Raw genomic sequence first — 20,228 nt, 5'->3', positions numbered from 1 at the left:
CAAGCTCGCTCCCACAGGTTTATTTACTGGTCTCAAGATCAGGCCTGGGCGGTACGGCGGTCTTCGCGGGGACAGCGGGCGAATTTTGCGCGGTAACTGCGGGTGAAGTACGACGGCGATTCGAAGCCGCAGGCGATGCTGACTTCGAGCACGCTCATGTCAGTCTGGCGCAGTAGCTGCCGAGCCTTTTCCAAGCGCAGGCGCAGGTAGAAATTGCTCGGTGTGTCGTTCAGGTGCAGCCGGAACAAGCGCTCCAGTTGCCGTCGCGTGACTTTGATCGATTCCGCCAGTTGCAGCGTGGTCAGCGGCGGTTCGCTGTGCTGCTCCATCTCGCCGATCACATGAACCAGTTTCTTGTTGCTGATCCCGTAACGCGTGGCCACTTCCATGCGCTGGTGATCTTTACGCGGACGAATTCGCCCCAGCACAAATTGCTCGCTGACCTGAATCGCCAATTGCGGGCCATGAGCCTGGGCGATCAGATCGAGCATTAAATCGATGGAAGCCGTGCCGCCGGCCGAGGTGATGCGTCGGCGGTCGATCTCGAACAGCTCTTGGGTCACGCTGAGCTGTGGATACGATTCCTTGAAGGCGTCGATGGCTTCCCAGTGCAGGGTCAGGCGATGGCCATCGAGCAGGCCCGCTTCAGCGAGGACAAAGCTGCCGGTGTCGATGGCGCCGAGGGTCACGCCTTCGTTATCCAGCCGCCGCAACCAGTGTTCAAGGGTGGGCGTGGCGAACTTCAGCGGTTCAAACCCGGCCACCACCAACAGCGTCGCGCCTTTCTTCAACGGCTCCAGCGCCGCATCAGCGTTGACCGACATGCCGTTGCTCGCCAGCACCGCCCCGCCATCGGCGCTCAACACATGCCAACGATACAACTCGCCACGAAAGCGGTTGGCCACGCGCAGCGGTTCGATCGCGGAAATAAAGCCGATGGCGGAGAACCCCGGCATCAGCAAGAAGTAGAAATCCTGGGACATGTGCGCACTCGGTTGGCGGGTAGCGTGGGATGTTGATACGCCAGTTGTCTTCGGCATTCAAGAGCGCAGGTCGCTACAGTGCAAATGCCAGTCGCCGCAGTGCGCTTTCATGGGCGTATAGCTGCGTAACTTTGCATCACCGGCACGACAGATGCCGGAACTCACAATAAACGACCTGCCGAGGAACCCGACATGAAACGACTGATCAGCAGCTGTGTTCTTGCACTCAGCGGTACCGCTTTCTTGAGCGCCAGCGTTATGGCGGCGGAACCCGCCTCGTGCCAGAACGTGCGTATGGGCGTGGTCAACTGGACCGACGTGATCGCCACCAGTGCCATGACCCAGGTCCTGCTCGACGGCCTCGGCTACAACACCAAACAAACCAGCGCGTCCCAGCAAATCATCTTCGCCGGGATCCGCGATCAGCGCCTGGACCTGTTCCTCGGTTACTGGAACCCGCTGATGACCCAGACCATCACCCCGTTCGTCGACGCCAATCAGGTCAAAGTCCTCGAAGCGCCAAGCCTGAAAGATGCCCGTGCGACCCTCGCCGTGCCGACTTACCTGGCAGACAAGGGCCTGAAAACCTTCGCCGACATTGCCAAATTCGAGAAGGAACTGGGCGGCAAGATCTATGGCATCGAACCGGGTTCGGGCGCCAACACGCAGATCAAGGCAATGATCGCCAAGAACCAGTTCGGCCTCGGCAAATTCCAGTTGGTCGAGTCCAGCGAAGCCGGGATGCTCGCCGCCGTCGACCGCGCTGTGCGCCGCAAAGAGGCCGTGGTCTTCTTTGGCTGGGCGCCGCACCCGATGAACGTCAACGTGCAGATGACGTATCTGACCGGCAGCGACGACGCCCTCGGCCCGAACGAAGGCATGGCCACCGTGTGGACAGTCACCGCGCCGAAATACGCCGAGCAGTGCCCTAACGTTGGCCGTCTGTTGACCAATCTGACGTTCACCGCCGAAGACGAGAGCCGGATGATGCAGCCGCTGCTCGATCACAAGGACGCTTTCGAATCGGCCAGGCAATGGCTCAAGGATCACCCGGAAGACAAGCAGCGCTGGCTGGAAGGTGTGACCACGTTCGATGGCAAACCGGCCGCTGAAAACCTCCAGCTGACCAGCAAATAACCGCCACCCTCACCCTATCCCTCTCCGTTGGGAGAGGGAACTGAACGACGCTTCGCAGCCCCGAAAAGGGCTGCGGACAGACCCATCACGCCTGAAGGAAACCGCACCATGAACCACGACGTCATCATCACCTGCGCACTCACCGGTGCTGGCGACACGACCGCCAAGAGCCCACACGTGCCAGTCACCCCGAAACAAATCGCTGCGGCGGCCGTTGAAGCGGCCAAGGCTGGCGCCACCGTCGTGCATTGCCATGTGCGTGATCCGCAGACTGGCAAGTTCAGCCGTGACGTGGCGCTGTACCGCGAAGTGATGGAGCGCATCCGCGAGGCCGATGTCGACATCATCGTCAACCTCACCGCCGGCATGGGCGGCGACCTCGAAATCGGCGCCGGCGAGAACCCGATGGAGTTCGGTCCGAACACCGATCTGGTCGGCCCGCTGACCCGTCTCGCCCACGTTGAAGAGCTGCTGCCGGAAATCTGCACCCTCGATTGCGGCACGCTGAACTTCGGTGATGGCGACACCATTTATGTCTCCACACCGGCGCAACTGCGCGCAGGCGCCAAGCGCATCACCGAGCTGGGCGTGAAGGCCGAGCTGGAGATTTTCGACACCGGTCACCTGTGGTTCGCCAAGCAGATGATCAAGGAAGGTCTGCTCGATAACCCGTTGTTCCAGCTGTGCCTGGGTATTCCGTGGGGCGCGCCGGCGGATACCACCACCATGAAAGCCATGGTCGATAACCTGCCGGCCGACGCGGTGTGGGCCGGGTTTGGCATTGGCCGCATGCAGATGCCAATGGCCGCGCAAGCGGTGCTGCTCGGCGGCAACGTGCGGGTCGGGCTGGAAGACAACCTGTGGCTGGACAAAGGTGTGCTGGCGACCAATGGCCAACTGGTCGAGCGCGCCACCGAAATCCTTAGCCGCCTCGGCGCCCGGGTGCTGACCCCTGCCGAAGGCCGCAAAAAAATGGGCCTGACCCAGCGCGGTTAATTGCCCCACCTCGAACCCTGTGGGAGCGAGCTTGCTCGCGAATGCGATGGCTCTGCTGATGAAGATGCTGCGGATGTACCGCCCCCTTCGCGAGCAAGCTCGCTCCCACAGTTGATCGCCGAATTATTCAGGAAATCACCATGAGCTTTATCACCGAAATCAAAACCTTCGCCGCGCTAGGCAGCGGTGTCATCGGCAGTGGCTGGGTGGCTCGCGCCCTCGCCCACGGCCTGGATGTGATCGCCTGGGACCCGGCACCGGGCGCGGAAGCGGCGCTGCGCAAACGCGTGGCCAATGCCTGGGGCGCGCTGGAGAAAAACGCTCTGGCGCCGGGCGCTTCGCAGGATCGTCTGCGCTTTGTCGCGACCATCGAGGAGTGCGTGCGCGAGGCCGATTTCATTCAGGAAAGCGCCCCGGAACGTCTCGAGTTGAAGCTCGATCTGCACAGCAAAATCAGTGCAGCGGCCAAGCCGAATGCGTTGATCGGTTCGAGTACCTCGGGCCTGCTGCCAAGTGAGTTCTACGAGAGTTCAACGCACCCTGAACGCTGCGTGGTCGGCCACCCGTTCAACCCGGTTTATCTGTTGCCGCTGGTGGAAGTGGTCGGCGGCAAGAACACCGCGCCGGAGGCCGTTCAGGCAGCGATGAAAGTCTACGAATCTCTCGGCATGCGTCCGTTGCATGTGCGCAAGGAAGTGCCGGGTTTCATTGCTGACCGCTTGCTCGAAGCGCTGTGGCGCGAGGCGTTGCACTTGGTTAACGACGGTGTCGCGACCACTGGCGAGATCGACGATGCGATTCGGTTTGGCGCTGGTCTGCGCTGGTCGTTCATGGGGACTTTCCTGACTTACACGCTGGCTGGGGGTGATGCGGGCATGCGCCACTTCATGTCGCAATTCGGCCCGGCGTTGCAGTTGCCGTGGACGTATCTGCCGGCGCCGGAACTGACTGACAAGTTGATTGATGATGTGGTGGATGGCACCAGTGATCAGCTCGGCCGCCACAGTATTTCGGCGCTGGAGCGCTATCGTGATGATTGCTTGCTGGCGGTGCTTGAGGCGGTGAAGAGCACCAAGGAAAAACATGGGATGGCGTTCAGCGAGTGATGGGTTGGCATGACATCGCTGCCCTCACCCTAACCCTCTCCCGGAGGGAGAGGGGACTGACCGCGTTGATTGTTCGAGTGACGCCGACTTGCACCACCGAGCCGAATTCAAGTTTTGAAAGGCCCCCGATCGGCTCCCTTTCCCTCTCTGCCCCCTGAGGGAGAGGGGACCGACCGCGGTGCTCATGCGAGTTACGCCGACTTGATCTATCGAGCCGAACTCAAGTTTTGAATAGCCCCCGATCGGCTCCCTTTCCCCCTCTCCCCCCTGGGGGAGAGGGCTGGGGTGAGGGGGTAGCTCTTGATCTTAACGACCCGCCCACTGCCGGAACCCAAACCATGTCACACCTCACCACCTACCAAACCAGAATCATCCCCGACTGGGTCGACTACAACGGCCACCTGCGCGACGCCTTCTACCTGCTGATTTTCAGCTACGCCACCGATGCCCTGATGGATCGTCTCGGCATGGACAGCAACAATCGCGACGCCAGCGGCCACTCGCTGTTCACCCTCGAGCTGCACCTCAACTACCTGCACGAAGTGAAGCTCGACACCGAGGTCGAAGTACGCACGCAAATCATCGGCCACGACAGCAAACGCCTGCACCTCTATCACAGCCTGTACAAGGTTGATGACGATCAGGAACTGGCCGGCAACGAACAGATGCTCCTGCACGTCGACCTCGCCGGCCCACGCTCGGCGCCTTTCAGCGCGGACACCTTGAGCCGCCTGCAAAGCATCGTCGCCGAACAGAAAGACCTGCCCGCTCCCGCTTACATCGGCTGCATCATCGCGCTGCCGCCTGCAAAGTAAATCCATCGATCTCAAGGAGCCGCCATGAACACCGCTGCCGCTGTTGCCGATTTCCGTACTTATCCGTTGATCAGCGCGCTCAGTGGCGTGCAGACCCTGGCGGATCGCGTTGCCATTGAATGGGCTGACGGTCGCATCAGCCCGTTTCACGCTGTCTGGTTGCGGGATAACTGCCCGTGTCAGCAGTGCGTATACAACGTCACCCGTGAACAGGTTTTCGAAATTGTCGATGCGGCTGAGGATCTGAAACCGACAGCCGCGCACATCGATACCGATGGCTGTCTGCGCATCGACTGGCAGGACGGCCATCTCAGCCGTTTCGACCCGGGCTGGTTGCGCGCGCATGCCTACGATGATGAATCCCGCGCCGAACGTCTGGCCGCCAAGCCCAAGCCCTTTCTTTGGCGTAGCGATCTGCAACTCCCGGTATTCGAATACGCGGCACTGATGAACGACAACGCCGCGCTGCTGCAATGGCTGCTCGCCGTACGCGACATCGGCCTGACCCAAGTGCGCGGCGTGCCCACCGAACCCGGTTCGCTGAAGCTCATCGCGCAACGTATTTCCTTCATTCGTGAAAGCAACTTCGGCGTGCTGTTCAACGTACAGTCCAAGGCCGACGCCGACAGCAATGCCTACACCGCTTTCAATTTGCCGTTGCATACGGATCTGCCGACCCGCGAGCTGCAACCGGGGCTGCAATTTCTGCATTGCCTGGTAAATGATGCAGAGGGTGGCGAGAGCATTTTTGTCGATGGTTTTGCGATTGCCAATGCGTTGCGCAGCGAAGACCCGAAGGCGTTTCAGGCGCTGTGTGAAATCCCCGTGGAGTTTCGCAACAAGGATCGCCATAGCGACTATCGCTGCCTGGCGCCGATCATTGCTTTGGATGCCCTGGGACGTGTGGCGGAAATTCGCATGGCGAACTTTTTGCGTGGGGCATTTGATACGTCAGTGGAGAAGATGCCGGTGTTGTATCGGGCGTATCGGCGGTTTATCGCGATGACGCGCGAGCCACGGTTTCGGCTGATGCAACGGCTCAATCCGGGCGAGCTGTGGTGCTTTGATAACCGCCGCACGTTGCATGCGCGCAATGCGTTTGACCCGGCCACCGGGGCGCGGCACTTCCAAGGCTGCTATATCGACCGCGATGAGCTGTTGTCGCGGATTCTGGTGTTGCAACGCTAGACCGCGTCATCGTTCTTCGCGAGCAGGCTCGCTCCCACATTTAATCGCATTCCCCTGAATGAACGCGGTCACCTGTGGGAGCGAGCCTGCTCGCTAAGGCTTCAGCAGCAACACACCGTTCTCTGATTCACAGGCAAAAAAAACTCCGATCAAGCCGTGACAGGATCGGAGCTGAGGAGGGTACTGTTGAGGAGCTGCCGTGCGAGGGTGACCAAACCTTCGTGTTGCAAGCTGAGTTCAGTGTGCCCACTCCCTTGAGCGGCAAGTTAGCCGAAAACGACCTGTTCATAGCCGTCGCAGCCACTGCGACAAAACGCCCTTGCCGTGCCCCGGCGGGGCTACCAGAATCGAGCCACGACCTCCGTTACCGAAGAAGGATGCGCGTCATGATGTATGCCGATTTGATCGATCAGGAAGATTTGTTGGGCCAGCTCAAGGCGTTGGGTATTCAAGTACCCAGTGGCACGACCGCCGATCAGGCTTGCGAGTGCGCGGTGCGCGGGCTGGATAATGTTCGCGCGTTTGAACTGCGCAAGATGGTCAAGGACATGTACACCAGCGGCGCCAGTATCCAGCCGGCGGTGCGTCAGGCGATCGACAAACAATTACTGCCGGCATTGGCGGACTATCAGCAAAGCCATAGCGCCTGACAGCAGATCAAAAGATCGCAGCCTTCGGCAGCTCCTACATTGGAACGCATATCCTTGTAGGAGCTGCCGCAGGCTGCGATCTTTTGCCTTACAGCCTTACGCTGGCAAACGTCGACTCATTACGCGCCTGACTCAACGCCGACATCGGCCCCGACAGCGGCGACATCACGATCGCCTGTGGCAGTGGCAACATCGCCACTTGCTGGGTGGTGTTGGAACCTACGCGCTCGTCACGCGGCGGAATGCCGAAGTACTCGCGGTAGCACTTGGAGAAGTGCGGCGTGGAGACGAAACCACACACCGACGCCACTTCGATGATCGACATCGGCGTCTGCTTGAGCAGTTGCCGGGCGCGGATCAGACGCAGCTTCAAGTAATAACGCGACGGCGAGCAGTGCAGGTATTTCTGGAACAACCGCTCCAGCTGTCGACGCGACACGGCGACGTACACCGCCAGTTCGTCGAGGTCGATCGGCTCTTCGAGGTTGGCTTCCATCAGCGCAACGATTTCCTGCAGCTTCGGCTGGTTGGTGCCGAGCATGTGCTTGAGCGGCACGCGCTGGTGATCCTGTTCGTTGCGGATGCGTTCGTAGACGAACATTTCCGAGATCGCGGCGGACAGTTCACGGCCGTGATCGCGGCTGATCAGGTGCAGCATCATGTCCAGCGGCGCGGTGCCACCGGAGCTGGTGAAACGGTTACGGTCGAGGGTGAACAAACGGGTGCTCATGGCCACGCGCGGAAAAGCTTCCTGCATCGCCGCCAGACATTCCCAGTGCACGCTGCAATCGAAACCGTCGAGCAGGCCAGCGCAGGCCAATGCCCAACTGCCGGTGCACACGGCGCCGAGGCGCTTGGACTGACGCGCCTGGCTTTGCAGCCAGGAGACGTGTTCGCGGGTCACGGTGCGTTGAATACCGATGCCGCCGCAGACAATCACGGTGTCCAGTGGCGGGGCTTTGTGCATGGAGGCGTCTGGAGTGATTTGCAGACCGTCACTGGCCCACACCTGGCCGCCATCGACGGTGAGGGTGCTCCAGCGATACAGCTCGCGACCGGACAATTGGTTGGCCATGCGCAGGGGCTCTACTGCGGAGGCCAGAGAAATCAGCGTGAAATTGTCCAGCAGCAGAAAGCCGATGGATTGAGGCGCACGGTTCTGGGGTTGGGCCCCGGAGTTGAACGACGTCATCGCGGTATCTCCTCACACAAAGCGGGTGATGGCCTCAGGCGGAGGCTCTTGTTATTGCCAGCGTTCTCGCGTGGGAGACGGGCTTTGTTATGACAGAGCAATTGCCATGCCTAAAATTGGATGGCCGTTCAATAACTCCTGAAAACGACGTCGCGACGTGTCTATACGAGCCGTCCGACGAAAGGTATTTCGAAGTGCCATCAGCGGCTGGGAAAGCCCTGTCCCGAGGTGTGTGAGCAAATCGGTAGCACTTGTGGGAACTGGCCTGCGCGCAGTTTGCGGGGAGTGTCACCGCAAGCACGGGTGACGGACGGTAGAAGGGCTGAGCGCGTGTAACAGGTGGGAAAGACTCTTATCTGATTGCGACGCGCTAAAAGGTGGCGTGATTTATTGTCTGTGTTCACTTGGTGAGCAGTTTTGACTGGTCTGACGCTATCGCGAGCAGGCTCACTCCTACAGGGGAACGCGTTTCAAATGTAGGAGTGAGCCTGCTCGCGATTGAGGCGACTCGGTCTCAGCACTCAACCGCACTGACCGCCAATCCACCACGCGAGGTCTCTTTATATTTGTCATGCATGTCGGCACCGGTGTCGCGCATGGTGCGGATCACCCGATCCAGCGAGATAAAGTGCTGACCATCACCACGCAACGCCATCTGCGCCGCGTTGATCGCTTTCACCGCCGCAATCGCATTGCGCTCGATGCACGGCACTTGCACCAGGCCACCGACCGGATCGCAGGTCAGCCCGAGGTTATGCTCCAGACCAATCTCCGCCGCGTTGCACAACTGCTCCGGCGTAGCGCCGAGAATCTCCGCCAGCCCCGCCGCCGCCATCGCGCAGGCCGAACCGACTTCACCCTGACAACCCACTTCGGCACCGGAGATCGAAGCATTCTTCTTGCACAGAATCCCCACCGCCGCTGCACCGAGGAAGTAGTCGACCACGTTGGCGTCCGTCACCGCTTCGCTGAACTTCATAAAGTAGTGCAACACCGCCGGAATGATCCCCGCCGCGCCATTGGTCGGCGCCGTGACCATGCGCCCGCCCGCCGCGTTTTCTTCATTCACCGCCAGCGCAAACAGGTTGACCCATTCCATGGCGCTCAACGTCGAGCCGATCACATTGGGCTTGCCCAATTCCTGAAGGCTGCGATGCAACTTCGCCGCCCGCCGCCGCACATTCAATCCGCCCGGCAGGATGCCTTCGTGCTTCAAACCCTGCTCGACGCAATCCTGCATCGCCCGCCACAGTTTCATTAGCCCAGCGCGGATTTCTTCCTCGCTGCGCCAGACCTTTTCGTTGGCCATCATCAATTCGGCGACGCGCAGGTTGTTTTTCTTGCACAACTCCAACAGTTCAACCGCACTGGAAAAGTCGTAGGGCAACTCAGTGCGATCCAGATCGACAACGCCGCTGGACGCCTGCGCTTGATCCACGACAAAACCGCCACCCACCGAATAGTAGGTGTCGCGATGCAGCTCGCCGTGATCGCCCTCGGCAACAATCGTCATCGCATTGGGATGGAATGGCAGGTTCTCGTCGATCAGGCGCATGTCCCGTGCCCAGACAAACGGCACCGACAAGCGACCATCCAATAGCAGGGTGTGCGTTTCGCGCAGCGCCTGGATACGTGGGCCGATCTGCGACGGGTCGATTGCGTCCGGCCACTCGCCCATCAAACCCATGATCACCGCGTTGTCGCTGCCGTGACCGATACCGGTAGCCGACAGCGATCCGAAAAGCTGCACCTCGATCCGCCGCACCTGTTCCAGTTGATGCTTGCCCCTTAACGACTCGACGAACAACGCCGCCGCGCGCATCGGCCCGACGGTGTGGGAACTGGAAGGGCCGATGCCGATTTTGAACAGGTCGAAAACACTGATAGCCATTGCTGCAGAGCTCCTGAAGATGCCGGTCCGGAACGCAAAAGCGCCCGCTGGCGGAGCTGCTACGCTCAAGCTGAGATCCGCCGGAATGCCCGCATCATCAGGCTTTTGTCGGAGCGCACGGCGTCTGACACCGACGCACTCATGTCCACCAGCGCCGCGCCGTTTTCGTCCCGGTTTTTCGCCGTTTTTGTGCGGTTCAGATGGCCATTCGGGGTAGAAAAAAGCTGTAAACGACGTCACTGACACTGGATGCGACCATCCCTGTACTGGATACGACCCCCCCTGTAGGCGTCAGATTTTCACTGGTACATGATCGTTATGACTCGATTGCAAGGCGCCGTGACAGAGCTGTCTCCAGAACGCCATCCAACCGCAACCTATAAGTGCGGTGGTCCACAGTCGGAACACTGCCAAAAAAAACACCAAGGAGTCCATCCATGAAAGGTTCCCCGTCGTTGTTGTTGGCCGCCATGCTGAGTCTGCCGTTACTGGCGCAAGCTGCAGAACCGGCGCAATGCAGTACCGTTAACTTCTCCGATGTCGGCTGGACCGACATCACCGCGACCACCGCCACCACCTCCGTTGTCCTCAACGCCCTCGGCTACAAGACCAAGACCACCATGATCTCCGTGCCCGTGACCTACAAGTCGCTGGCCGACGGCAAGAACATGGACGTGTTCCTCGGTAACTGGATGCCGACCATGGAAAACGACATCAAGGCCTACCGCGATGCCGGCACCGTGGAAACCGTGCGCACCAACCTCAAGGGCGCCAAGTACACCCTCGCCGTGCCGCAAGCCCTGTATGACAAAGGTCTGCATGACTTCGCCGACATCGCCAAATTCAAGAAAGAACTCGACGGCAAGATTTACGGCATCGAGCCTGGCAACGACGGCAACCGTCTGATCCAGAGCATGATCGACAAGGACGCCTTCGGCCTGAAGACCGCCGGTTTCAAAGTGGTTGAATCATCGGAAGCGGGCATGCTCTCGCAGGTCGACCGTGCGCAGAAACGCGACACAGCGGTGGTCTTCCTCGGCTGGGCGCCGCACCCGATGAACAAGCGCTTCAAGATTCAATACCTGACCGGTGGCGATGATTTCTTCGGCCCCGATTTCGGTGCAGCGACCGTGGCGACCAACACCCGCAAGGGTTACGCCGAGGAATGCAGCAACGTCGGTCAGTTGCTGAAGAACCTGGAGTTCACCGTCGACATGGAAAGCGAACTGATGGGCAACATCCTCGACGACAAGATGAAGCCTGACGCGGCCGCCAAGGCCTGGCTGAAAAAGAATCCACAAGTGCTCGATACCTGGCTCGCTGGCGTGACCACCATTGACGGTAAACCTGGCCTGGAGGCCGTGAAAGCCAAGCTTCAGTAATCGCTTATGCCGGGTGGGCTCGCCCACCCGGGCTGTTTATTTCCTTGCATGCGGACGTTCACTACCATGCTGATTGATCAGAAAATACCTTTAGGCCAGTACATCGCGGGCTTCGTTGAATGGTTGACGCAACACGGCGCCAACACCTTCGACGCAATCGCCGTGACACTGGAAACGATGATCCACGGCGTGACGTTTGCGCTGACCTGGTTCAACCCACTGGTCTTGATTGGCCTGATCGCCCTGCTCGCGCACCTGATCCAGCGCAAATGGGGATTGACCGCTTTCGTGATCGCCTCCTTCCTGCTGATCCTCAATCTGGGCTACTGGCAGGAAACCATGGAAACCCTCGCCCAGGTCATGTTCGCGACCTTGGTCTGCGTGGTCATCGGCGTGCCGCTGGGCATCGTCGCCGCGCACAAACCGATGTTCTACACTGTCATGCGTCCGGTACTCGATCTGATGCAGACCGTACCGACCTTCGTTTACCTCATTCCTACCCTGACCCTCTTCGGGCTGGGTGTGGTCCCGGGCCTGATCTCCACGGTGGTGTTCGCCATCGCTGCGCCGATCCGCCTGACCTACCTGGGCATCCGCGATGTCCCGCAAGAACTGATGGACGCCGGCAAAGCCTTCGGCTGCTCGCGTCGCCAATTGCTCTCACGGATCGAACTGCCGCACGCCATGCCGAGCATCGCGGCCGGCATCACTCAGTGCATCATGCTGTCGTTGTCGATGGTGGTGATCGCGGCACTGGTGGGCGCCGACGGACTCGGCAAACCGGTGGTCAACGCACTGAACACTGCTGATATCGCCCTGGGCTTCGAAGCAGGCCTGGCGATCGTACTGCTGGCGATCATGCTCGACCGTATCTGCAAACAACCCGACGCTAAAGTAGGGGGTGACGCATGAGCATAATTCGCTTCGAAGACGTTGACGTAATCTTCTCCAAAGATCCGCGCGAGGCACTCAAGCTGCTGGATCAGGGCATGACCCGCAACGAGATCCTGAAGAAGACCGGACAGATTGTCGGCGTGGAAAAAGCCACGCTGGATATCAACAAAGGCGAGATCTGCGTGCTGATGGGCCTGTCCGGTTCCGGCAAGTCGAGCCTGCTGCGCTGTATCAACGGCCTCAACACCGTGAGTCGCGGCAAGCTGTTCGTCGAGCATGAAAACCGTCAGATCGACATCGCCTCCTGCACCCCGGCCGAGCTGAAAATGATGCGCACCAAGCGCATCGCCATGGTCTTTCAGAAGTTCGCCCTGATGCCGTGGCTGACGGTGCGCGAGAACATCAGTTTCGGTCTGGAAATGCAGGGCCGTCCGGAGAAGGAACGCAAGAAACTCGTCGATGAAAAACTCGAACTGGTCGGCCTGACCCAATGGCGCAACAAGAAGCCTGACGAACTCTCCGGCGGCATGCAGCAACGTGTCGGTCTGGCGCGGGCACTGGCGATGGACGCCGACATTCTATTGATGGACGAACCGTTCTCGGCACTCGACCCGCTGATCCGTCAGGGTCTGCAGGATGAACTGCTGGAGCTGCAACGCAAGCTCAACAAGACCATCGTGTTTGTGAGTCACGACCTTGATGAGGCGCTCAAACTGGGCAGCCGCATCGCGATCATGAAGGACGGCCGGATCATCCAGTACAGCGTGCCGGAAGAGATTGTGCTGAACCCGGCGGACGACTATGTGCGGACGTTCGTGGCGCACACCAATCCGCTCAATGTGCTCTGCGGTCGCAGCCTGATGCGCACGCTGGACAAGTGCAAACGCATCAACGGCTCGGTGTGTCTCGATCCGGGCGGCGATTCGTGGCTGGACCTGGCCGAAGGCAACACCATCAAGGGTGCGCGGCAGAATGGTTCGGTGCTGAACCTGCAGAACTGGGCACCGGGGCAAGCGGTCGAGGGCCTGGAGCGCAAGCCGACGCTGGTGGATTCGAACATCGGCATGCGTGATGCGTTGCAGATTCGTTATCAGACCGGCAACAAGCTGGTGTTGCACGATAACAATCATGTGGTGGGGATCCTGGGCGACAGCGAGTTGTATCACGCGCTGTTGGGCAAGAACCTCGGTTAAGGCGGGATAAAAAAAGGGATCGCGGTGAGCGATCCCTTTTTTATTGGGTCAGGGAAAAGCCCCTCACCCTAGCCCTCTCCCAGAGGGAGAAGGAACCTACCGAGTTGTACTTTCAAGCTACATCGACCTGAGAAATCGAGTCGAACTCAGGTATTGAAAAGCCCCCGATCTGCTCCCTTTCCCCCTCTCCCTTAGGGAGAGGGCTGGGGTGAGGGGGCTTTTGACTTTAGCTGTACACCCGGCCAAGGAGCTGCCGATGGCTTTCAAACTGATCGAGCACATCCCGCGTGATCTGATCCTGCGTGAAGCCCATCAGGTCGTAATCCTGGCTGCCGTTGTGCAGATACACCTCGGCGCGGTAGTAACGCTGGCGCGCTTCATCGGACTGCGCCGATTCGCTCGGGGTCGCCAGATAGCCGTCCAGGCTCACTTCGTAAACGAAAGGGTTGCCCTCTTCCATCTCGACGCGCACGCCCATGCAACGCTTGGATTTACCCAGCAGCGTCTGCACTTCCAGACCCTGCGCACGCATCTGCGCGGTGGCATCTTCCAGCGCCGGGCTGACCTGCTTGTCCATAAAGCGCTGCACCACCGATTGGCTCGGTTGCAGATCCAGTTGCGTCAGACGCTCGCTGAAACCGCGACGACCGCGCTCCGCCAGTTGCGCCTGCTCCTGTTCGATCTGCACGTCCTGGCGCATCGCCTTGTGCAAGCCGAACATGAAGAACACCAGCACCACCGAGAACGGCAGACCGGCCAGCACCACCATGGTTTGCATGGCTTCGAAGTTACCGGCGAACAACAGACCGATGGTCACCAGGGTGATCACTACCGACCAGAAGATCCGCAGCCAGTGCGGCGCATCTTCATCGACGTTACCGCCCTTGCAGGACAGATTCGCCATCATTACCGCGCCGGAGTCGGCCGGGGTCAGGAACAGCACGAAGCCAACGAAGATCGACACACCGATAACGACTTTCGACGCCGGGTAGTGTTCAAGCAACTGATAGATCGCCATCGACGGCTGTTCCAGCGCCGTCTTGCCGAGCTCCACCGCGCCATGGTTCATCACCAGATCCAGTGCCGAGTTACCGAAGATCGACAGCCAGGCCAAGGTGAAGCCCAGCGGAATCAGCAACACGCCTGCCACCAGTTCACGCACGGTACGACCACGGGAGATACGCGCGATGAACATGCCTACGAATGGCGCCCAAGAAATCCACCACGCCCAGTAGAACAGGGTCCACAGGCCCATCCAGCGCTCGGACTTGGCGTTGTCGCCTTCGTACACATAAAGGTCGAAGGTTTTCAGCACGATGCCATTGAGGTAGTCACCGATGTTCTGCACGAAGCCGTTGAGCAAGTGCAACGTCGGGCCGAACAGCAGCACGAAAATCAGCAGACCACTGAACAGTACGATGTTCAGGTTGGACAGACGGCGGATGCCGTTTTCCACGCCGGACACGGCAGCGATGGTCGCTACGGTGCTCATCACGATGATTACGATCAACAGGTTGGTGTTGCTGTGTTCCATGCCGAACAGGTTTTCCAGGCCCGACGACACTTGCAGCGAACCGATCCCCAGGTTCGTCACCAGCCCAAGCAGCGTCACGAACATGCCGAAGCCGTCCACCGCGTGACCGGCCGCGCCTTTGACCCAACGCTCGCCCACCAGTGGATACAGCGCCGAACGCAGTGCCAGCGGCTGGTTATGACGATAAGCAAAGTACGCCACGGCCAGACCGACCAGTGCGTAGATTGCCCAGCCGTGCAGCCCCCAGTGCAGGAACGTCAGCTGTACTGCCTGACGCGCGGCCAGGTTGCTGGCCGATGCGCCTTCCGGCGGATTGAAGTAGTGATCCAGTGGCTCGGACGCGCCGAAGTACAGCAGCGAAATACCGATACCCGACGAGAACAGCATCCCCGCCCAGGCGCCGTAACTGAAATCCGGGGTGTCGTCCTTGCTGCCCAGTTTGAGTTTGCCGTACGAGGAAAACGCCAGGCCGACGACAAATACCAGATAAGCGGCGATTACCACCATGTAGTACCAGCCGAAGCTGCGCGACAACCAGGCCTGAGCGATACCCAACAGTCTGCCGGCCTCTTGCGGGGCGATAATCAGAATGGCGGTCAACAACAGAATCAGCGCGGTAGAGGTGTAAAACACCCAACCGTTGACCGTCACCTTCTCGGGCGGGGTCTTTATAAGCGAGGCAGAACTCATGGCACAAATGCTCCAGGCAGTGCGAGAGAAGAACACAAGGCAACACGGAACCCGACCAATCGGTTAGTTGGCAGCCGACCGGCGGGTGATATAAAGACACCCCGAAAAAAGCCCGAACCTGCCGAAATGGCGCTGCGAATCGCTTTCGTGGCCGAAGGTGGACGGACGTTCATCCGAAACCTGGCCCTGAGCGTCTTGCCCTTTCAACACGTCCATCGAATCGCGAACCGCGCCATGCCCCATACAGGTTTCGAGCATTTTCGGATGTCGGTTTTATCGCCACTTACACGTAGGAAAAATCTGTAGGCAGCGACGATTTGTCGCAGATCTTATTCTTTGTTGATTGAACGTTCAATCAAAACAAAATAGACTGGCCGTCAATCCGATAGGCGTGATTCGCCGCTCGGAAGGCCTAAGGAGATGTGCAAGATGCCCAAGGTCGGTATGCAACCCATCCGCCGCCAACAACTGATCGAAGCCACATTGCAGGCGGTCGATCAGGTCGGAATGGGGGACGCCAGCATTGCGCTGATCGCCCGTTTGGCCGGTGTCTCGAATGGCATCATCAGTCATTACTTTCAGGACAAGAACGGCCTGATTGCCGCCACGATGCGGTATCTGATGACCGCCCTCAGCGAGAGCGTCACCGCGCGCCGGCAGGCGCTGGCAGATGACAGCCCACGGGCGCATCTGCAGGTGATCATCGAAGGCAACTTCGACGCCAGCCAGGTCAATGGCCCGGCAATGAAAACCTGGCTGGCCTTCTGGGCCACCAGCATGCACCAGCCGTCTTTGCACAGGTTGCAGCGGATCAACGATCACCGTCTGTATTCCAACCTGTGCTGCCAGTTCCGCCGTGTGCTGTCGCTCGAAGATGCGCGCAGCGCAGCAAGAGGACTGGCAGCGTTGATTGACGGCTTGTGGTTGCGCGGCGCTTTGTCGGGAGACGCTTTCGACACGGCGCAGGCGCAACAGATCGCTTACGAATACATGGATTTCCAATTGGCCAAGAAGGTGAGCTAGAGCACACAGAAAACGCTCGGCCCCTGAACGCCACCGCAGCCTCACCGCGGTGGTCAACGCCAACCACCAATGCACTTGCGAGGACACTATGGCCCGTTTCGAACTGCAAAAACTTTACATCGATGGCGCGTACTCTGACGCTGGCAGCGATGCCACCTTCGAAGCCATCAACCCGGCGAACGGTGAAGTCCTCGCCCAAGTGCAACGTGCGACCAAGGAAGACGTCGAGCGCGCCGTGGTCAGCGCCGAAAAGGGCCAGAAAATCTGGGCCGCGATGACCGCTATGGAGCGTTCGCGCATCCTGCGTCGCGCTGTCGACATCCTGCGCGAGCGCAACGATGAACTGGCCGCACTGGAAACCCTGGACACCGGTAAATCCTTCTCCGAAACCAAATACGTCGACATCGTTACCGGTGCTGACGTGCTGGAATACTACGCAGGCCTGGTGCCAGCGATCGAAGGCGAGCAGATTCCTCTGCGCGACACTTCTTTCGTCTACACCCGTCGCGAGCCGCTGGGCGTGGTTGCCGGTATCGGCGCGTGGAACTACCCGATCCAGATCGCCCTGTGGAAATCCGCGCCAGCGCTGGCTGCCGGTAACGCGATGATCTTCAAGCCAAGCGAAGTCACCTCGCTGACCACCCTGAAACTGGCCGAGATCTACACAGAAGCCGGCGTTCCAAACGGTGTGTTCAACGTACTGACCGGCAGCGGCCGTGAAGTCGGCACTTGGCTGACCGAGCACCCGCGCATCGAAAAAATCTCCTTCACCGGCGGCACCGACACCGGCAAGAAGGTCATGGCCAGCGCTTCGGCTTCGTCGCTGAAAGACGTGACCATGGAACTGGGCGGCAAATCCCCGCTGATCATCTGCGACGACGCCGATCTCGATCGCGCTGCCGACACCGCGATGATGGCCAACTTCTACAGCTCCGGTCAGGTTTGCACCAACGGCACTCGCGTGTTCGTACCGGCGCACCTGAAAGCCGCTTTCGAAGCCAAGATCGTTGAACGCGTTGCGCGCATCCGCGTTGGCAACCCGGAAGACGAAAACACCAACTTCGGCCCGTTGGTCAGCTTCGCACACATGGAAAGCGTGCTGGGTTACATCGCCAAAGGTAAAGAGCAAGGCGCCCGCGTACTGTGCGGCGGCGACCGTCTGACCGACGGTGAATTCGCCAAAGGCGCATTCGTGGCACCGACCGTGTTCACCGACTGCACTGACGACATGACCATCGTTCGTGAAGAAATCTTTGGCCCAGTGATGGCGATCCTCTCCTACGAGACCGAAGAAGAAGTGATCCGCCGCGCCAACGACACCGACTTCGGCCTGGCCGCCGGTATCGTCACCAAAGACCTGAACCGCGCGCACCGCGTGATTCATCAACTGGAAGCCGGTATCTGCTGGATCAACGCCTGGGGCGAGTCCGACGCAAAAATGCCGGTTGGCGGTTACAAGCAGTCGGGTGTAGGTCGTGAGAACGGCATCAGCTCGCTGAACAACTTCACCCGCATCAAATCGGTACAGGTCGAGCTGGGCGATTACGTCTCGGTGTTCTAAGACCCGAGTCCTGTATTGCTCGTGAGGCCGTCTTCGCGAGCAGGCTCGCTCCCACAGGAGATCCCATTCCAATGTGGGGGCGAACCTCTTCGCGAATCGAGTGCAAAGCACTCGTCAGGCCCGACCTGACCACATCTAAAGAGGGTGCATTCAATGTCCCAAGAATTCGATTACATCATCATCGGTGCCGGCTCGGCCGGTAACACCCTGGCGACCCGTCTGACTGAAGACGCCGGCGTCACCGTTCTGCTGCTCGAAGCAGGCGGCCCTGACTATCGCCTCGACTTCCGCACGCAAATGCCGGCTGCTCTGGCGTTCCCGCTGCAAGGTCGTCGCTACAACTGGGCTTACGAAACCGATCCAGAGCCACACATGGACGGTCGCCGGATGGAATGCGGCCGCGGCAAAGGCCTTGGCGGTTCCTCGCTGATCAACGGCATGTGCTACATCCGTGGCAACGCGATGGACTACGACGGCTGGGCAAAATTGCCTGGTCTGGAAAACTGGTCGTACCTCGACTGCCTGCCGTACTTCCGCAAAGCCGAAACCCGCGACATCGGCCCGAACGATTACCACGGTGGCGAAGGCCCGGTCAGCGTGACCACGCCGAAGGCTGGCAACAACCCGCTGTTCCACGCCATGGTTGAAGCCGGCGTACAAGCCGGTTACCCGCGCACCGAAGACTTGAACGGTTACCAGCAGGAAGGCTTCGGCCCGATGGACCGCACCGTGACGCCGAACGGCCGTCGTGCTTCCACCGCCCGTGGCTACCTCGACACCGCGAAAAAGCGTTCGACCCTGACCATCGTCACCCACGCCCTGACCGACAAGATTCTGTTCGAAGGCAAGCGTGCGGTTGGCGTGCGTTACCTGGTCGGTTCGGCGGAAGAGCGCGTTGAAGCCAAAGCGCGTAAAGAAGTGCTGCTGTGCTCCGGCGCCATCGCTTCGCCGCAGATTCTGCAGCGTTCCGGTGTCGGCCCGGCCGAACTGTTGAAGTCGCTCGACATCCCGGTGGTTCACGACCTGCCAGGCGTTGGTGAAAACCTGCAGGATCACCTTGAGCTGTACCTGCAATACGCTTGCACCCAACCGGTTTCGCTGTACCCGTCGCTGCTCTGGTACAACCAGCCGGCCATCGGTGCAGAGTGGCTGTTCAACGGCACCGGCATCGGCGCCAGCAACCAGTTCGAAGCCGGCGGTTTTATCCGTTCGCGTCCGGAATTCGAATGGCCGAACATTCAGTACCACTTCCTGCCGGTAGCGATTAACTACAACGGCAGCAACGGTGTGAAAGAGCACGGTTTCCAGGCGCACATGGGTTCCATGCGCTCGCCAAGCCGTGGTCGCATCCAGGCCAAGTCGAAAGACCCGCGCCAGCACCCGAGCATCCTGTTCAACTACATGGCCACCGAGCAGGACTGGCAGGAATTCCGCGACGGCATCCGCCTGACCCGTGAAATCATGCAGCAGCCGGCACTCGACGCCTTCCGTGGTCGCGAAATCAGCCCGGGCATCGAAGTGCAAACCGATGAGCAGCTGGACAAATTCATCCGCGAGCACGCCGAAACCGCGTTCCACCCGTCCTGCTCGTGCAAGATGGGCACCGACGAGATGGCTGTAGTTGATGGCGAAGGTCGCGTGCACGGCATGCAGAGCCTGCGTGTGGTCGATGCCTCGATCATGCCGATCATCACCACCGGCAACCTCAACGCGCCGACGATCATGATCGCCGAGAAAATCGCCGACAAGATCCGTGGCCGTCAGCCGCTGCCGCGTAGCACCGCGCCGTACTACGTGGCGGGCGATGCGCCGGTGAAGGGCAAGCCGATGCGTGATATCACCCCGGCTGCTCAGTAATTCAGTTACACCGCATCAAGGCTGATCGCGAGCAGGCTCACTCCTACAGTTAATCTCCAGTGTCCACAGAGTTTGTGTTCACTGGAGATCGATGTAGGCGTGAGCCTGCTCGCGATCAGCCTTGATGCGGTGTAAC

Annotated in this window: 16 protein-coding genes; 12 read left to right on the top strand and 4 right to left on the bottom strand. The window is 59.8% G+C overall.

From position 1 onward, the window contains the following. Positions 1-38: 38 nt before the first annotated feature. Positions 39-983 (bottom strand): GlxA family transcriptional regulator, encoded by a 945-nt coding sequence (locus tag GTU76_RS18855; RefSeq protein ID WP_180699312.1) that lies wholly within the window; start codon positions 981-983, stop codon positions 39-41. A gap of 192 nt (positions 984-1,175) precedes the next feature. Here GTU76_RS18855 and GTU76_RS18850 point away from each other — a divergent pair, with 192 nt between their 5' ends. The 6 genes from GTU76_RS18850 to GTU76_RS18825 all read left to right on the top strand — a co-directional run bounded on the left by GTU76_RS18850 (position 1,176) and on the right by GTU76_RS18825 (position 6,875). Continuing rightward, complete coding sequence (locus GTU76_RS18850; protein ID WP_180699311.1) at positions 1,176-2,120, top strand: choline ABC transporter substrate-binding protein; 945 nt, start codon at positions 1,176-1,178, stop codon at positions 2,118-2,120. 108 nt (positions 2,121-2,228) lie between these two features. Further along, positions 2,229-3,116: a 3-dehydrocarnitine:acetyl-CoA trimethylamine transferase CdhC gene (gene cdhC, locus GTU76_RS18845; protein ID WP_016983621.1), complete on the top strand. Its 888-nt coding sequence runs from the start codon at positions 2,229-2,231 to the stop codon at positions 3,114-3,116. Between the two features lie 140 nt (positions 3,117-3,256). Then, a complete protein-coding gene (locus GTU76_RS18840; protein WP_180699310.1) occupies positions 3,257-4,222 on the top strand; it encodes an L-carnitine dehydrogenase in 966 nt (321 codons plus the stop codon). Positions 4,223-4,560: 338 nt separating this feature from the next. Next, positions 4,561-5,037 carry a thioesterase family protein gene (locus GTU76_RS18835; RefSeq protein WP_180699309.1) on the top strand — a complete coding sequence of 159 codons (477 nt, stop codon included), beginning with the start codon at positions 4,561-4,563 and terminating at the stop codon, positions 5,035-5,037. A 24-nt stretch (positions 5,038-5,061) separates the two neighbouring features. After that, positions 5,062-6,225 carry a gamma-butyrobetaine dioxygenase gene (locus GTU76_RS18830; RefSeq protein WP_180699308.1) on the top strand — a complete coding sequence of 388 codons (1,164 nt, stop codon included), beginning with the start codon at positions 5,062-5,064 and terminating at the stop codon, positions 6,223-6,225. 386 nt (positions 6,226-6,611) lie between these two features. Further along, positions 6,612-6,875 carry a hypothetical protein gene (locus GTU76_RS18825; RefSeq protein ID WP_016983943.1) on the top strand — a complete coding sequence of 88 codons (264 nt, stop codon included), beginning with the start codon at positions 6,612-6,614 and terminating at the stop codon, positions 6,873-6,875. An 88-nt stretch (positions 6,876-6,963) separates the two neighbouring features. Here the strand turns inward: GTU76_RS18825 and gbdR are convergent, their stop codons facing one another. Both gbdR and GTU76_RS18815 read right to left on the bottom strand, forming a co-directional pair. After that, positions 6,964-8,067 (bottom strand): choline metabolism transcriptional regulator GbdR, encoded by a 1,104-nt coding sequence (gbdR, locus tag GTU76_RS18820; protein WP_007949927.1) that lies wholly within the window; start codon positions 8,065-8,067, stop codon positions 6,964-6,966. Between the two features lie 514 nt (positions 8,068-8,581). Then, positions 8,582-9,958: an L-serine ammonia-lyase gene (locus GTU76_RS18815; protein WP_180699307.1), complete on the bottom strand. Its 1,377-nt coding sequence runs from the start codon at positions 9,956-9,958 to the stop codon at positions 8,582-8,584. A gap of 437 nt (positions 9,959-10,395) precedes the next feature. Between GTU76_RS18815 and GTU76_RS18810 the strand changes: the two genes are divergently transcribed. From GTU76_RS18810 to choV, 3 genes are all read left to right on the top strand, one after another. Beyond that, complete coding sequence (locus tag GTU76_RS18810; protein WP_007918300.1) at positions 10,396-11,340, top strand: choline ABC transporter substrate-binding protein; 945 nt, start codon at positions 10,396-10,398, stop codon at positions 11,338-11,340. Between the two features lie 66 nt (positions 11,341-11,406). Continuing rightward, the gene (choW, locus tag GTU76_RS18805; RefSeq protein ID WP_016983941.1) at positions 11,407-12,252 is read left to right on the top strand and encodes a choline ABC transporter permease subunit; all 846 of its coding nucleotides are present in this window, start codon (positions 11,407-11,409) and stop codon (positions 12,250-12,252) included. Then, positions 12,249-13,427 (top strand): choline ABC transporter ATP-binding protein, encoded by a 1,179-nt coding sequence (choV, locus tag GTU76_RS18800; protein ID WP_175555517.1) that lies wholly within the window; start codon positions 12,249-12,251, stop codon positions 13,425-13,427. The genes choW and choV overlap by 4 nt, the downstream gene beginning before the upstream one ends. A 226-nt stretch (positions 13,428-13,653) precedes the next feature. On the opposite strand, the gene betT is transcribed toward choV, so the two are convergent. Then, positions 13,654-15,651 (bottom strand): choline BCCT transporter BetT, encoded by a 1,998-nt coding sequence (gene betT / locus GTU76_RS18795; protein ID WP_180699306.1) that lies wholly within the window; start codon positions 15,649-15,651, stop codon positions 13,654-13,656. 429 nt (positions 15,652-16,080) lie between these two features. Here betT and betI point away from each other — a divergent pair, with 429 nt between their 5' ends. The 3 genes from betI (at position 16,081) to betA (ending at position 20,092) form a co-directional block, all read left to right on the top strand. Next, a complete protein-coding gene (gene betI / locus GTU76_RS18790) occupies positions 16,081-16,674 on the top strand; it encodes a transcriptional regulator BetI (RefSeq protein WP_007918292.1) in 594 nt (197 codons plus the stop codon). A gap of 88 nt (positions 16,675-16,762) precedes the next feature. Further along, the gene (gene betB, locus GTU76_RS18785) at positions 16,763-18,235 is read left to right on the top strand and encodes a betaine-aldehyde dehydrogenase (RefSeq protein WP_093429885.1); all 1,473 of its coding nucleotides are present in this window, start codon (positions 16,763-16,765) and stop codon (positions 18,233-18,235) included. Positions 18,236-18,388: 153 nt separating this feature from the next. Further along, positions 18,389-20,092, top strand: coding sequence for a choline dehydrogenase (gene betA / locus GTU76_RS18780; protein ID WP_175555519.1), 1,704 nt, complete (start codon positions 18,389-18,391; stop codon positions 20,090-20,092). Positions 20,093-20,228: the final 136 nt, after the last annotated feature.

Origin of the sequence: Pseudomonas crudilactis, assembly GCF_013433315.1 — a bacterium.
Classification (GTDB): Bacteria; Pseudomonadota; Gammaproteobacteria; order Pseudomonadales; family Pseudomonadaceae; genus Aquipseudomonas; species Aquipseudomonas crudilactis.
Note: the sequence above shows the minus strand (reverse complement) of the source record. Positions and strands in the feature narration are given on the sequence as shown.

What these genes read in the sequence shown, in the direction of transcription:
- GTU76_RS18830 (WP_180699308.1), top strand. Translation starts at nt 5,062, where the DNA reads ATGAACACCGCTGCCGCTGTTGCCGATTTCCGTACTTATCCGTTGATC.
- betB (WP_093429885.1), top strand. Translation starts at nt 16,763, where the DNA reads ATGGCCCGTTTCGAACTGCAAAAACTTTACATCGATGGCGCGTACTCT.
- GTU76_RS18810 (WP_007918300.1), top strand. Translation starts at nt 10,396, where the DNA reads ATGAAAGGTTCCCCGTCGTTGTTGTTGGCCGCCATGCTGAGTCTGCCG.
- choW (WP_016983941.1), top strand. Translation starts at nt 11,407, where the DNA reads ATGCTGATTGATCAGAAAATACCTTTAGGCCAGTACATCGCGGGCTTC.
- GTU76_RS18835 (WP_180699309.1), top strand. Translation starts at nt 4,561, where the DNA reads ATGTCACACCTCACCACCTACCAAACCAGAATCATCCCCGACTGGGTC.
- betA (WP_175555519.1), top strand. Translation starts at nt 18,389, where the DNA reads ATGTCCCAAGAATTCGATTACATCATCATCGGTGCCGGCTCGGCCGGT.
- GTU76_RS18850 (WP_180699311.1), top strand. Translation starts at nt 1,176, where the DNA reads ATGAAACGACTGATCAGCAGCTGTGTTCTTGCACTCAGCGGTACCGCT.
- GTU76_RS18855 (WP_180699312.1), bottom strand. Translation starts at nt 983, where the DNA reads ATGTCCCAGGATTTCTACTTCTTGCTGATGCCGGGGTTCTCCGCCATC.
- GTU76_RS18815 (WP_180699307.1), bottom strand. Translation starts at nt 9,958, where the DNA reads ATGGCTATCAGTGTTTTCGACCTGTTCAAAATCGGCATCGGCCCTTCC.
- betT (WP_180699306.1), bottom strand. Translation starts at nt 15,651, where the DNA reads ATGAGTTCTGCCTCGCTTATAAAGACCCCGCCCGAGAAGGTGACGGTC.
- cdhC (WP_016983621.1), top strand. Translation starts at nt 2,229, where the DNA reads ATGAACCACGACGTCATCATCACCTGCGCACTCACCGGTGCTGGCGAC.
- choV (WP_175555517.1), top strand. Translation starts at nt 12,249, where the DNA reads ATGAGCATAATTCGCTTCGAAGACGTTGACGTAATCTTCTCCAAAGAT.
- GTU76_RS18825 (WP_016983943.1), top strand. Translation starts at nt 6,612, where the DNA reads ATGATGTATGCCGATTTGATCGATCAGGAAGATTTGTTGGGCCAGCTC.
- GTU76_RS18840 (WP_180699310.1), top strand. Translation starts at nt 3,257, where the DNA reads ATGAGCTTTATCACCGAAATCAAAACCTTCGCCGCGCTAGGCAGCGGT.
- gbdR (WP_007949927.1), bottom strand. Translation starts at nt 8,067, where the DNA reads ATGACGTCGTTCAACTCCGGGGCCCAACCCCAGAACCGTGCGCCTCAA.
- betI (WP_007918292.1), top strand. Translation starts at nt 16,081, where the DNA reads ATGCCCAAGGTCGGTATGCAACCCATCCGCCGCCAACAACTGATCGAA.